The 12,071-nt window shown below is 73.7% G+C and carries 12 protein-coding genes and 1 rRNA gene; 10 read left to right on the forward strand and 3 right to left on the reverse strand.

From position 1 onward, the window contains the following. Positions 1-86: ribosomal RNA gene (gene rrf, locus ACF08B_RS25415) — 5S ribosomal RNA — on the forward strand; the annotation flags it as partial. A 29-nt stretch (positions 87-115) separates the two neighbouring features. On the opposite strand, the gene ACF08B_RS25420 is transcribed toward rrf, so the two are convergent. After that, positions 116-973, reverse strand: coding sequence for a hypothetical protein (locus tag ACF08B_RS25420; RefSeq protein WP_392319813.1), 858 nt, complete (start codon positions 971-973; stop codon positions 116-118). 321 nt (positions 974-1,294) lie between these two features. Here ACF08B_RS25420 and ACF08B_RS25425 point away from each other — a divergent pair, with 321 nt between their 5' ends. Beyond that, entirely contained in the window at positions 1,295-2,104 is an 810-nt protein-coding gene (locus tag ACF08B_RS25425) for a hypothetical protein (RefSeq protein ID WP_392319796.1), read from the forward strand. 70 nt (positions 2,105-2,174) lie between these two features. Here the strand turns inward: ACF08B_RS25425 and ACF08B_RS25430 are convergent, their stop codons facing one another. Next, positions 2,175-3,458, reverse strand: coding sequence for a DUF1015 domain-containing protein (locus ACF08B_RS25430; protein ID WP_392319548.1), 1,284 nt, complete (start codon positions 3,456-3,458; stop codon positions 2,175-2,177). Positions 3,459-3,532: 74 nt separating this feature from the next. Here ACF08B_RS25430 and ACF08B_RS25435 point away from each other — a divergent pair, with 74 nt between their 5' ends. The 4 genes from ACF08B_RS25435 (at position 3,533) to ACF08B_RS25450 (ending at position 7,631) form a co-directional block, all read left to right on the forward strand. After that, entirely contained in the window at positions 3,533-4,564 is a 1,032-nt protein-coding gene (locus ACF08B_RS25435; RefSeq protein WP_392319549.1) for an HAD hydrolase-like protein, read from the forward strand. A 102-nt stretch (positions 4,565-4,666) separates the two neighbouring features. Next, the gene (locus tag ACF08B_RS25440; protein WP_392319550.1) at positions 4,667-5,710 is read left to right on the forward strand and encodes a FecCD family ABC transporter permease; all 1,044 of its coding nucleotides are present in this window, start codon (positions 4,667-4,669) and stop codon (positions 5,708-5,710) included. After that, entirely contained in the window at positions 5,707-6,753 is a 1,047-nt protein-coding gene (locus tag ACF08B_RS25445; protein WP_392319551.1) for a FecCD family ABC transporter permease, read from the forward strand. The genes ACF08B_RS25440 and ACF08B_RS25445 overlap by 4 nt, the downstream gene beginning before the upstream one ends. Positions 6,754-6,827: 74 nt before the next feature. Continuing rightward, positions 6,828-7,631 (forward strand): ABC transporter ATP-binding protein, encoded by an 804-nt coding sequence (locus ACF08B_RS25450; RefSeq protein WP_392319552.1) that lies wholly within the window; start codon positions 6,828-6,830, stop codon positions 7,629-7,631. Here ACF08B_RS25450 and ACF08B_RS25455 read toward each other — a convergent pair. Next, positions 7,615-7,962 (reverse strand): sterol-binding protein, encoded by a 348-nt coding sequence (locus ACF08B_RS25455; RefSeq protein WP_392319553.1) that lies wholly within the window; start codon positions 7,960-7,962, stop codon positions 7,615-7,617. The genes ACF08B_RS25450 and ACF08B_RS25455 overlap by 17 nt on opposite strands. A 42-nt stretch (positions 7,963-8,004) precedes the next feature. On the opposite strand from ACF08B_RS25455, the gene ACF08B_RS25460 reads away from it, so the two are divergent. The 4 genes from ACF08B_RS25460 (at position 8,005) to recN (ending at position 11,853) form a co-directional block, all read left to right on the forward strand. Next, positions 8,005-8,310 (forward strand): hypothetical protein, encoded by a 306-nt coding sequence (locus tag ACF08B_RS25460; RefSeq protein ID WP_392319554.1) that lies wholly within the window; start codon positions 8,005-8,007, stop codon positions 8,308-8,310. A gap of 7 nt (positions 8,311-8,317) precedes the next feature. After that, positions 8,318-9,133 carry a TlyA family RNA methyltransferase gene (locus ACF08B_RS25465; protein WP_093478831.1) on the forward strand — a complete coding sequence of 272 codons (816 nt, stop codon included), beginning with the start codon at positions 8,318-8,320 and terminating at the stop codon, positions 9,131-9,133. Continuing rightward, on the forward strand, positions 9,130-10,035 hold the full coding sequence (locus ACF08B_RS25470) for an NAD kinase (RefSeq protein WP_392319555.1): 906 nt from the start codon (positions 9,130-9,132) through the stop codon (positions 10,033-10,035). The genes ACF08B_RS25465 and ACF08B_RS25470 overlap by 4 nt, the downstream gene beginning before the upstream one ends. Positions 10,036-10,110: 75 nt before the next feature. Then, positions 10,111-11,853, forward strand: coding sequence for a DNA repair protein RecN (gene recN / locus ACF08B_RS25475; RefSeq protein ID WP_392319556.1), 1,743 nt, complete (start codon positions 10,111-10,113; stop codon positions 11,851-11,853). Positions 11,854-12,071: the final 218 nt, after the last annotated feature.

Below are 12,071 nucleotides of genomic sequence, written 5' to 3' on the forward strand. Positions count from 1 at the left end.
GTTACATTCCGAACCCGGAAGCTAAGCCTCACAGCGCCGATGGTACTGCAGGGGGGACCCTGTGGGAGAGTAGGACGCCGCCGAACAATCTTTGGAGGACCCCTGGTCCCAGCGTTCAGCTGGGACCAGGGGTCTTTTTGTTTTTACAATGCTTGCGGTACCGAAGACAGGAGTCACCATGTCCACCAACTCTCCCGACGATCGACCGGAGCGCGACCAGCGGCGACGGGACAGTGGTGACCGTGGCGGCTACCGCAGTGACCGTGGCGACCGTGGCGACCGTGGCGACCGCGGTGGCTTCCGCCGGGACAACGACCGTCGCGACGACCGGGGTTACGGCCGCCGCGACGACCGCGCCGGCCATGGCGGCCGGCGTGATGACCGCGGAGGCGACCGCCGTGACGACCGTGGGGGCGACCGCGGTGGCGACCGCGGCGGTTTCCGTCGTGACGACCGTCGTGACGACCGGCGGGATGACAACCGTGGTGGTGGCTACCGCCGTGAGGGCGACCGGGGTTCGCGCCCGGCGTACCAGCGTGACGACCGGGACCGCGGTGACCGCGGTGACCGCGGAGGCTTCCGCCGCGACGACCGTGGCGACCGCGGAGGCCACGGCGGCTACCGCCGCGACGACCGGCGTGACGACCGCGGGGGCGACCGTCCCTCGTACCGTCGCGACGACGACCGGGGCGGCTACGGCCGCCGCGACGACCGCGGTGGCTACGGCGGCCGGCGTGATGACCGCGGGGGCGACCGCCGCGACGACCGCGGTGGCGACCGCGGCGGTTTCCGTCGCGACGACCGCCGTGATGACCGTCGTGACGACCGGCGGGATGACAACCGTGGTGGTGGCTACCGCCGTGAGGGCGACCGGGGTCCGCGCCCGGCGTACCAGCGAGACGACCGGGACCGCGGTGACCGCGGTGACCGCGGAGGCTTCCGCCGCGACGACCGTGGCGACCGCGGAGGCCACGGCGGCTACCGCCGCGACGACCGGCGTGACGACCGCGGGGGCGACCGTCCCTCGTACCGTCGCGACGACGACCGCGGTGGTTTCCGGGGCCGTGACGACCGGGGCGACCGCGGCGAGCGTGGTGGCTTCCGTGGACGTGACGACCGCGGTGCCCGTGGGCCCCGTCGTGACGACCGTGGCGGTCGCCCCGGTGGCTACCGGGGCCGTGACGACCGGCGTGACAACCGCGGGGGCGACCGACGCGACGACCGGCGTGACGACCGGCGCGGCGGTGGCCGCTTCCGCGACGAGCGTGACCGCGACCGCGAGCCGATCAAGCGGCTGCCCATCCCGGAGGACGTCACCGGCGACGAGATCGACAAGGACGTCCGGCAGGAGCTGCAGAGCCTGCCCAAGACGCTGGCGGAGGACGTCGCCAAGAACCTGGTGATGGTCGCCCGGCTCATCGACGAGGAGCCCGAGAGGGCCTACGGCTACTCCAGGGTCGCCCTGCGCCTGGCCTCCCGTGTGGCCGCCGTGCGTGAGGCCGCCGGCTTCGCCGCCTACGCCACCCAGAAGTACAGCGAGGCCCTCGCGGAGTTCCGGGCCGCCCGGCGCATGACCGGCACCGTGGACCTGTGGCCGATGATGGCCGACTGCGAGCGTGGGCTCGGGCGTCCCGAGAAGGCGCTGGACATGGCCGGTGCCCCGGAGGTGCAGAAGCTGGACAAGGCCGGTCAGGTCGAGATGCGGCTCGTCGCCGCCGGTGCCCGGCGCGACATGGACCAGCTGGACGCGGCCATCGTGACCCTGCAGAGCCCGGAGCTGGCCTCCAACTCGGTCCAGCCCTGGACCGCGCGACTGCGCTACGCGTACGCCGACGCCCTGCTGGCGGTCGGCCGCGAGAGCGAGGCGCGCGAGTGGTTCGCCAAGGCCGTCGAGGCCGACCGGGACGGCAGCACGGACGCCTCCGACCGGCTCGCCGAGCTGGACGGCGTGGAGTTCGTCGACGCCCTCCACGAGGACGAGGACGAGGCAGAGGCCCCGGCCGAGCCCGCGAAGGCCGACGCCGACACGTCCGAGAGCGCGAGCGCGAACGACGGCGACGCCGAGTCCACCGCCCCGGCCGAGGACGACGGCGACAAGGACTGACCAGGACCGATGAGTAAAGGGCAGGCCCCGTGGGCCTGCCCTTTTCCCTGTGCTGACCTCGTGCGCCGGCTCAGATCTCCAGCGCCCGCAGCACCAGCCCGGTCGCCGGCTTCGGTCCGAAGGACGTCGACTTGCGGGGCATCGTCACACCCTGGCGGGCCAGGTCCCGTACGACCTCCTCACGCACCGGGTGCATCAGGACGGCGGTCGAGCCGTCCCGTTCGGCCTTCTCGACCGTGGCGGCCGTGTCGTGGATGTAGGCGATGTGGGCCGGCGAGTCCTCGGGGATGTGCCAGACGTGCTCGAGGAGCGTGGCGTGCAGGACGGTGGCGTCCAGCGAGCGCCAGGCGGCCGGCCGGTCCGCCGGGATCGTCCGGGCGAGCAGAGCGGGGTCGGGGTGGTCGAGCAGGTGGAAGGCGCCGTCGCCGGCCAGCAGGAAGGCGTTCCCCGCGCAGGACGCGTCCGCCAGGGCCGCCTGGGCCGCCGCGAGCGGCGTGTCGAGGTGCCGTACCCGGAACAGGCCGTCCACGGCGGCCAGCGCGTCCGCGACGGGCAGGCCGTGCAGCAGCCGGTGGATGGCACGGACGCGCAACGGATAGCGGGCGGTGTCGACCAGGAGGACCAGACCGTGGTCCCAGGGGCTCGGGGAGGGGTGCTCCGCGCGCAGCCGGCGGTAGGTGGCCCAGCGGTGGTGGCCGTCGGCGATCAGCGCCTGCCGGTTCGCCAGGTCCGACTGGATGAGGCCGAGTTCGGTGGGGTCGGTGACCGCCCACAGCCGGTGCCGGTAGCCGTCCTCGGTGGTCGTCGCCAGCAGGGGCGGGCGCTCGACGGTGCGCTCGACGACGTCCGCCGCGGCGCCGTTGCCGCGGTAGGTCAGCAGCAGCGGTTCCAGGTTGGCGCGTGTGGCGCGCATCAGGGCCGCGCGGTCCGCCACCACGGGCGGCATGACGTCCTCGTGCGGCAGGACCACGCCGTCCTCGGGGTCGGAGACCCGCAGGGCGCCGATGACACCGCGTTGGACCATGCCGTCGCCGTCCTGCTGCTCGTACACGTAGAGGCCCGGCTCGGGGTCGGCGGTGAGGATGCCCTCGTCCAGCCAGCGGCGCAGGGTGTCGGCGGCCTGTTCGGTGCGGGCGCTCGGGGTGCCGGCCTGCGGCAGAATCAGCCGGACGATGTTGTGCGGATCCGCCGACTGGAGGTGGTGCACCCCGTCGGGGCGTACGACGACGTCGTACGGCGGAGAGGTGACGGAAGCCAGGCTGCCGACCCGGTCGGGGTCGTACCGGAGGCCCCGGAACGGGGTGAGTTCCAGTCCTCGGCGCGCCGTTGCTTCCGAGTGACCTGCAGTGTTCATCCCGGCATCGTACGTGTGTCGGTGGCATGCGGGATGATCGGGGGAAAGGCGAGTGAACGAGGAGCGATGTGGACATGAGTGAGGGCGTCAGGACGAGTCCCGAGGGCAGTGGGCGGCCCCTGAGCGAGGCGTACGACACGGCGCTGCTCGATCTGGACGGGGTGGTCTACGCGGGCGGGAACGCGATCGCGCACGCCGTGGACTCCCTGGAGGCGGCACGCTCGGGCGGGATGCATCTGGCGTACGTCACGAACAACGCGCTGCGCACGCCGGACGCCGTGGCCGGCCATCTGACGGAGCTGGGCATACCGACCGGCGCCGCGGACGTCATCACCTCGGCGCAGGCCGTCGCGCGGCTGATCAGCGAGCAGGTGCCCGCCGGGGCGCGGGTGCTCGTGATCGGCGGTGAGGGGCTGCGAGTGGCGCTGCGCGAGCGGGGGCTGACGCCGGTGGAGTCGGCGGACGACGACCCGGTGGCGGTGGTGCAGGGGTACGGCGGACCGGATCTGCCGTGGGGGCGTTTCGCCGAGGCGTCGTACGCCGTCGCGCGTGGCGTGCCGTGGTTCGCGTCCAACACCGACCTGACGATCCCGAGCGGGCGGGGCATCGCGCCGGGCAACGGGGCGGCCGTGGAGGTCGTGCGGATCGCGACCGGTGCCGAGCCGCAGGTGGCGGGCAAGCCGCTGCCTCCCATGCACAAGGAGACGATCATCCGGACCGGTGCGAAGCGGCCGCTGGTGGTCGGGGACCGGCTGGACACGGACATCGAGGGCGCGTTCAACGGCGGGGTGGACTCGCTGCTCGTGCTGACCGGTGTCACCGACGGGGCGCAGCTGCTCGCGGCGCCGCCCCGTCACCGGCCGACGTACGTCGACGGCGATCTGCGCGGACTGCTCGCCCCACAGCCGGAGGTGACGCGCGACGGGGACGGATTCCGGTGCGGCGAGTGGACGGCGCGGGCCGGCACGGAGCGGCTGGAGGTCGACGGCGGCGGCGCGGCCGCGATGGACGGACTTCGTGCCCTGTGCGCGGCGGCCTGGGCGGCGGCCGGTGACGGGGCGTGCGAGCTGGACGGTGGGAAGGCGCTGGCCCGCCTCGGCCTGTGAGTGAACGCCGGGGCCGGCCACGGACCGGACCGGGGGCGGACCGGACGAACGGAGGGCGACCGGGGATCGAGATCGCATGCGAGGGTAGGCTAACCTAACCACGTGTTGGTCGACAGTCCTCCGGAACAGCGCGCGGAGACCGCCCCCGCGCCCCCAACCCGCCGGGCGGCGCGGGCCCTTGGGCTCCTGCTCTCCGTCGCGATCCTGGTGCTCGTCGCCGTGGCGAGCATCGCGGTCGGGGCCAAAGCCCTGTCGCTGGACCAGGTCTGGCACGGCCTGTTCCACGACACGGGGACGTACGGGGACGTCGTCGTGGACGAGCGGCTCGCGCGCACGGTCCTCGGTCTGCTGGTCGGCGCCGCGCTCGGGCTCGCCGGCGCGGTGCTGCAGGCGCTCACCCGCAATCCGCTGGCCGACCCCGGACTGCTCGGCATCAACGCCGGTGCCTCCGCGGCCGTCGTCACCGCCATCAGCTTCTTCGGCGTCACCAGCCTGAAGGGCTATGTGTGGTTCGCCTTCCTGGGCGCGGCGGCGGTCGGTGCCCTCGTGTGGTTCCTCGGCGGCAGCCGGGGCGCCACCCCCGTACGGCTGGCGCTCGCCGGCACGGCCGTCAGCGCGGCCCTCTACGGCTATCTGCAGGCCGTGATGATCCTGGACGACGCGGCGCTGAGCAGGATGCGCTTCTGGACGGTCGGTTCGCTGGCGTCGGCCACCGACTCGACCATCGTGCAGGTGCTGCCCTTCCTCGCGGTCGGCACGGTCCTCGCGCTCGCGCTGGCCCGGCCGCTGAACGCCGTGGAGATGGGCGACGACACCGCCCGCGCCCTCGGTGCCGACCTCAACCGCACCCGCGCCCTGGCCATGCTGGCCGCCACCGTGCTGTGCGGTGCCGCGACCGCCGCCTGCGGACCGATCCTGTTCGTCGGCCTGATGGTGCCGCACGTCGTGCGCTCCTTCACCGGACCCGACCTGCGCTGGATCCTGCCGTACGCGACGGTCCTGTCACCCGTGCTGCTGCTCGGCGCCGACGTGATCGGCCGGATCGCGGCCCGGCCCTCGGAGCTCCAGGTCGGCATCGTCACCGCGGTCATAGGCGGTCCGGTCTTCATCCATCTCGTACGACGGCGGAGGACGGCCCAGCTGTGAAGACTCGCTCCACGAGCCGTGCCGTACGCACCCCCGGCGGGTTCTCGCTGCGCCTGGACCCGCGCGCGCTGATCGTCGTCGTGCTGCTGCTGGCCGCCGCCCTCGCCGCGGCCGTCGCGCTGATCGGCACGGGCGACGCGAAGGTCCCCGCGGCCGACGTGCTGCGGACGCTCGCCGGGAACGGCACCGCGTACCAGGACTTCATCGTCAACGAGCTGCGGCTGCCGCGGGTGCTCGTCGGCCTGCTGGTCGGCGCCTCGCTCGGGCTGGGCGGCGCCCTGTTCCAGGCCGTCTCCCGCAACCCGCTGGGCAGCCCGGACGTGCTCGGTCTGTCGCAGGGCTCGACGGCCGGCGCGCTCGTCGTGATCGTGCTGATGTCCGGCAGCGCCACCCAGGTGACCGCCGGGGCCCTGATCGGCGGTCTGGCGACCGGTCTCGCGATCTACCTGCTCGCCTGGAAGCAGGGGGTGCACGGGTACCGGCTGGTCCTGGTCGGCATCGGCGTGTCCGCCGTCGTCACGGCGGTCAACGGCTATCTGCTCACCAAGGCCGACCTGGTCGACGCGGCCCGCGCGGTCGTGTGGATGACGGGCTCGCTCAGCGGCCGCGACTGGTCGCAGGTGTGGCCGCTGCTCGCCCTGTGCGCGGTCCTCGTCCCGCTGGTCCTCGCCAACGCGCGCGGTCTGCGGATGATGGAGATGGGCGACGACGTCGCGGGCGCCCTCGGTGTGCGCGTGCAGCGCGTCCGGCTCGTGCTGATGGTCTGCGCCGTCCTGCTCACCGCGGCCGCGACCGCCGCCGCCGGGCCCGTCGGCTTCGTCGCGCTCACCGCGCCCCAGCTCGCCCGGCGCCTGACCCGCTCGCCCGGGCCGAACCTGGTGGCCTCCCTCTGCATGGGCGCCGCGCTGCTCGTCGCCGCCGACTGGGCCTCGCAGCGGGCCTTCGGCGCCGACCAGCTGCCCGTCGGCGTGGTCACCGGCGTCCTCGGCGGCGGCTATCTCCTGTGGCTGCTCGTCACCGAGCGCAGGGCGGGCCGGATATGAGCGGCGCGCAACCCGAGACGAGTGGCACGGAGCCGGCTGGGCGCGATCCGCGCCCGAACACCCCTAGGAGCACTGTGAACCGCCTGTCCGCCGAGAACGTCACCCTCGCCTACGACCAGCGCGTGATCGCCGAGGAGCTCTCGGTGGAGATCCCCGACAACTCCTTCACGGTGATCGTCGGCCCCAACGCGTGCGGCAAGTCGACGCTGCTGCGGGCGCTGTCCCGGATGCTCAGGCCCAGCCGGGGCCGGGTGCTGCTCGACGGACAGGCCATCCGGTCGATGCCCGCGAAGAAGGTCGCGCGGACCCTGGGGCTGCTTCCCCAGTCGTCCATCGCACCCGACGGCATCACGGTCGCCGACCTCGTCGGCCGGGGCCGCTACCCGCACCAGGGGCTGCTGCGCCAGTGGTCCGCGGAGGACGAGCGGGTCGTCCAGGAGTCGATGCGGCGGACCGGCGTCGCCGAACTCGGCGACCGGTACGTGGACGAGCTGTCCGGCGGGCAGCGGCAGCGCGTGTGGATCGCCATGGCGCTGGCCCAGCAGACCCCGCTGCTGCTGCTCGACGAGCCGACCACCTACCTCGACATCCAGCACCAGATCGACGTCCTCGACCTGTGCGCCGACCTGCACGAGACCCAGGGCCGCACCCTCGTCGCCGTCCTGCACGACCTGAACCACGCGGCGCGCTACGCCACCCACCTGATCGCCCTGCGCGGTGGCCGGGTCATCGCCGAGGGCGCCCCGAACGAGATCGTGACAGCCGAGCTCGTGGAGGAGGTCTTCGGGCTGCGCTGCCAGGTCATCGAGGACCCCGAGACCGGAACCCCGCTGGTCGTGCCGGCCGCGCGCCGGGCACGGGTCACAACAGCTTCCTGAGCCGGAACAGGTCCAGCAGGTTCGCCTCCAGCCGCACCCGGCCCTTGCCCCAGGCCGTCGCGAAGTTCAGGTCGCCGCCCACCAGGGCCACCAGGTCGTCGCCGGCCATGGCGAGCCGGATCTGCGCCTTCTCGCGGGGCGGCCCGGGGTGGGTGTCGTCCACCTCGATCCGGCCGCCGGTCATGCGGCCCTCGAAGGTGACGTCGAGATCCGTGATGTGACAGCTCACCGAGCGGTCCAGGGCGGCGGCCGCGCGCACGTCGCCCTCGGCGCCCCGCATGTTGTCCGAAAGCTTTCCCAGTGCCGCCCGGCACTCCTCGATCGTGGCCATCGCCACCGACGGTACCCCAGCGGTTCGCGGTAGCGTCTGGGCATGAGCGAGTCCGTGTCCGAGGCCCAGGCCGTCACGCAGGCCGCGGCGATCGTCACCGAGGCGGAACCGGAGCCGGAGTACGACCCCGCGGCCCCGGCCCCCGTGAACGTCCCCCGCACCCCCACCGGCAACGCCGAGGTGGACGCCCAGCTGGAGCGGGTGGCCGACGTCGACCACCTCGCCACCGACGGACACATCGAGGTGTACGAGGATGTACACCGGGGGCTGCGTGACGCGCTCACCGCGCTCGACGCCCGCCCGGGACCTCCGGCGCCCCCACCGACGTACCACCAGAGCAGGAGCTGAACCGAACGTGGCAGGAGTCGCACGCCGCCGTCTCGACGCGGAGCTGGTCCGCCGGAAGCTCGCGCGTTCGCGCGAGCACGCCAGCCAGCTGATCGCCGCCGGGCGGGTCACCGTCGACAGGACCGTCGCGACCAAGCCGGCCACGCAGGTCGAGACCGCCGCCCCGATCGTGGTGCAGGCCGACGACAGCGACCCCGACTACGTGTCCCGCGGCGGCCACAAGCTCGCCGGCGCGCTGGCGGCCTTCGTCCCGCTGGGGCTCGTCGTCGAGGGCCGGCGCGCGCTGGACGCCGGCGCCTCCACCGGCGGCTTCACCGACGTCCTGCTGCGCGCGGGCGCCGCGCACGTCGTCGCGGTGGACGTCGGTTACGGCCAACTCGCCTGGACTCTGCAGAGCGATGAACGCGTCACCGTCAAGGACCGTACGAACGTACGCGAGTTGACGCTTGAGGCGATCGATGGGGAACCTGTGGATCTTGTCGTGGGCGATCTGTCCTTCATCCCGCTCGGGCTGGTGCTGCCCGCCCTGAAGCGGTGCGTGAAACCGGACGCCGACCTGGTGATGATGGTCAAGCCGCAGTTCGAGGTGGGGAAGGAACGGCTCGGCAGCGGGGGTGTCGTACGGAGTCCGCAGCTGCGGGCGGAGGCCGTGCGGGGAGTGGCCGACAAGGCCTGGGAGCTGGGGCTCGGGGTGCGGGGGGTCACCGCGAGTCCGCTGCCCGGCCCGTCGGGCAATGTGGAGTACTTTCTCTGGCTGCGGTCCGGGGCACCCGCACTGGACCCGGCCGACGTCGACCGTGCAGTGGCGGAGGGGCCGCGTTGACACAGAACCTGGCGCGTACGGTTTTCCTGCTGGCCCACACCGGGCGGCCCGCGGCGATCCGCAGTGCGGAACTCGTCGTCAAGGGCCTGCTGCGGCACGGCATCGGGGTGCGGGTGCTGGAGGAGGAGGCCCGCGACCTGCCGCTGCCGGACGAGGTGCGGCTGGTCAAGGAGGCGACCCCGCAGTGCCTCGACGGCTGCGAGCTGCTGATCGTCCTCGGCGGTGACGGCACGCTGCTGCGCGGAGCCGAGTTCGCCCGGGCCTCCGGGGTGCCGATGCTCGGCGTCAACCTCGGGCGCGTCGGCTTCCTCGCGGAGGCCGAGCGGGACGACCTGGACCGGGTCGTCGACCGGGTGGTGGCGCGGTCGTACGAGGTCGAGGAGCGGATGACCGTCGACGTCGTCGTGCACCGCAACGGCGACATCGTGCACACGGACTGGGCGCTGAACGAGGCGGCCGTGCAGAAGGCCGGCGCGGAGAAGCTGCTCGAGGTCGTGCTGGAGATCGACGGGCGTCCGGTGACGGGGTTCGGCTGCGACGGAGTGGTGCTGTCCACGCCCACCGGGTCCACGGCGTACGCGTTCTCCGCCGGCGGTCCTGTGGTGTGGCCCGAGGTGGAGGCGCTGCTGATGGTGCCGATCAGTGCCCACGCGCTGTTCGCGAAGCCGCTGGTGACCTCGCCGGACTCGGTGCTCGCCGTGGAGGTGCTGCCGCACATTCCGCCGGGCGTGCTGTGGTGCGACGGCCGCCGGACCGTCGAGCTGCCGCCCGGGGCGCGGGTGGAGGTGCGGCGCGGCGCCGTACCGGTGCGGCTGGCCCGGCTGCACCACTCGTCCTTCACCGACCGGATCGTGGCGAAGTTCGCGCTGCCCACCACCGGCTGGCGGGGAGCGCCCCACTAGCGTCCGCCGACGGATCGGGACCACTCGCCGGAGTGATAGGGGCGGCCTGTGTGCACTCCCCGCCCCGGACCTCGTATGGTCTGTTCCGTGTTGGAGGAGATGCGGATACGGTCACTCGGGGTCATCGACGATGCCGTCGTCGAGTTGTCACCGGGGTTCACCGCCGTCACCGGTGAGACGGGTGCGGGCAAGACCATGGTGGTCACCAGCCTCGGGCTGCTGCTCGGTGGCCGGGCGGACCCGGCGCTGGTGCGGATCGGGGCCGACAAGGCGGTCGTGGAGGGGCGGATCGCCGTGCCCGCGGGCGCCTCCGCCGTCGTACGGGCCGAGGAGGCCGGCGCCGAGCTGGACGACGGCGCCCTGCTGATCAGTCGCACCGTGTCCGCCGAGGGCCGCTCCCGGGCGCACCTGGGCGGACGCAGCGTGCCCGTGGGACTGCTCGCCGAGCTGGCCGACGACCTGGTCGCCGTGCACGGGCAGACCGACCAGCAGGGGCTGCTGAAGCTGTCCCGGCAGCGGCAGGCCCTCGACCGGTACGCGGGCGACACGGTGGCCGTGCCGCTCACCAAGTACAGCGAGGCCTACCGGCGTCTGCGGGCCGTCGCCACCGAGCTGGAGGAGATCACCACGCGCGCGCGGGAGCGTGCGCAGGAGGCCGACATGCTGCGGTACGGCCTCGAGGAGGTCGCCGCCGTCGAGCCGCGGGCCGGGGAGGACACGGAGCTGGCCGAGGAGGCGGAGCGGCTGGGGCACGCCGAGGCCCTGTCGTCCGCCGCGACGGCCGCGCACGCCGCCCTCGCGGGCAACCCCGAGGACCCCGAGGGGATCGACGCCTCGACCCTCGTCGCGGGCGCCCACCGGGCCCTGGAGGCCGTGCGGTCGCACGATCCGGCGCTGGCCGCGCTCGCCGACCGGATCGGGGAGATCGGCATCCTGCTCGGTGACGTGGCCGGTGAGCTGGCCGGATACGCCGACGATCTCGACGCCGATCCGCTGCGGCTCTCCGCGGTGGAGGAGCGCAGGGCCGCGCTGACCGCGCTGACCCGCAAGTACGGCGAGGACGTGAACGCGGTCCTCGCGTGGGCCGAGCAGAGTGCCGCGCGCCTCACCGAGCTGGACGGCGACGACGAGCGGCTCGGCGAACTGACCGCCGAGCGGGACGCCCTGCGGACCGAGCTGGGCGGGCTGGCGCAGGCGCTGACCGACGCACGGGCCGAGGCCGCCGAACGGTTCGCGGCCGCCGTGACCGCCGAGCTGGCCTCCCTCGCCATGCCCCACGCGCGCGTGTCCTTCGCCATCCGGCAGACCGAGGACCCCGAGGGCGTCGAGGTCGGCGGGCGCGCGGTCGCGTACGGGCCCTCGGGCGTCGACGAGGTGGAACTGCTGCTCGCCCCGCATCCGGGGGCACCGCCGCGGCCCATCGCCAAGGGTGCCTCCGGCGGTGAGCTGTCCCGTGTGATGCTGGCCGTGGAGGTCGTGTTCGCGGGCACCGACCCGGTGCCGACGTACCTCTTCGACGAGGTCGACGCGGGGGTCGGCGGCAAGGCCGCGGTGGAGATCGGGCGGCGCCTGGCGAAGCTCGCCCGGACCGCGCAGGTCGTCGTCGTCACCCACCTGCCCCAGGTGGCCGCCTTCGCCGACCGGCAGCTGCTGGTCGAGAAGACCAACGACGGGTCGGTCACCCGGTCCGGCGTGAAGGTCCTGGAGGGCGAGGAGCGCATCCGCGAGCTGTCCCGCATGCTGGCGGGCCAGGAGGACTCCGAGACGGCCCGCGCGCACGCGGAGGAACTCCTGGAGACGGCCCGGACGGACCGGTGACGAGCCGCACCGGCTCCTTCGCCCTCGCCGCCGCCGCCGCGTACGGGGACCGGGTGTCCGCGTGGGCGCGGACCCTGTGAGCGGCCCGGGCGGTCGTACCCGCGTGTGCTGAGCGTTCGCCCGTCGCCTTCGACGGTGGCCGTTCGGCCGTGGCGGGGTTTCTCTCACCCGTGTGGGTGACGTGCTCCGGCGCATTGCCCCGGCCCGCCGCGGTATGC

The organism is Streptomyces sp. NPDC015139 (assembly GCF_043079785.1).
Lineage (GTDB): Bacteria > Actinomycetota > Actinomycetes > Streptomycetales > Streptomycetaceae > Streptomyces > Streptomyces albidocamelliae.

Bases quoted from the DNA above. Each gene is read 5' to 3' on its own strand.
- ACF08B_RS25430 (WP_392319548.1), bottom strand. From the start codon at position 3,458: ATGAACACTGCAGGTCACTCGGAAGCAACGGCGCGCCGAGGACTGGAA.
- ACF08B_RS25435 (WP_392319549.1), top strand. From the start codon at position 3,533: ATGAGTGAGGGCGTCAGGACGAGTCCCGAGGGCAGTGGGCGGCCCCTG.
- ACF08B_RS25455 (WP_392319553.1), bottom strand. From the start codon at position 7,962: ATGGCCACGATCGAGGAGTGCCGGGCGGCACTGGGAAAGCTTTCGGAC.
- ACF08B_RS25460 (WP_392319554.1), top strand. From the start codon at position 8,005: ATGAGCGAGTCCGTGTCCGAGGCCCAGGCCGTCACGCAGGCCGCGGCG.
- recN (WP_392319556.1), top strand. From the start codon at position 10,111: ATGGTCTGTTCCGTGTTGGAGGAGATGCGGATACGGTCACTCGGGGTC.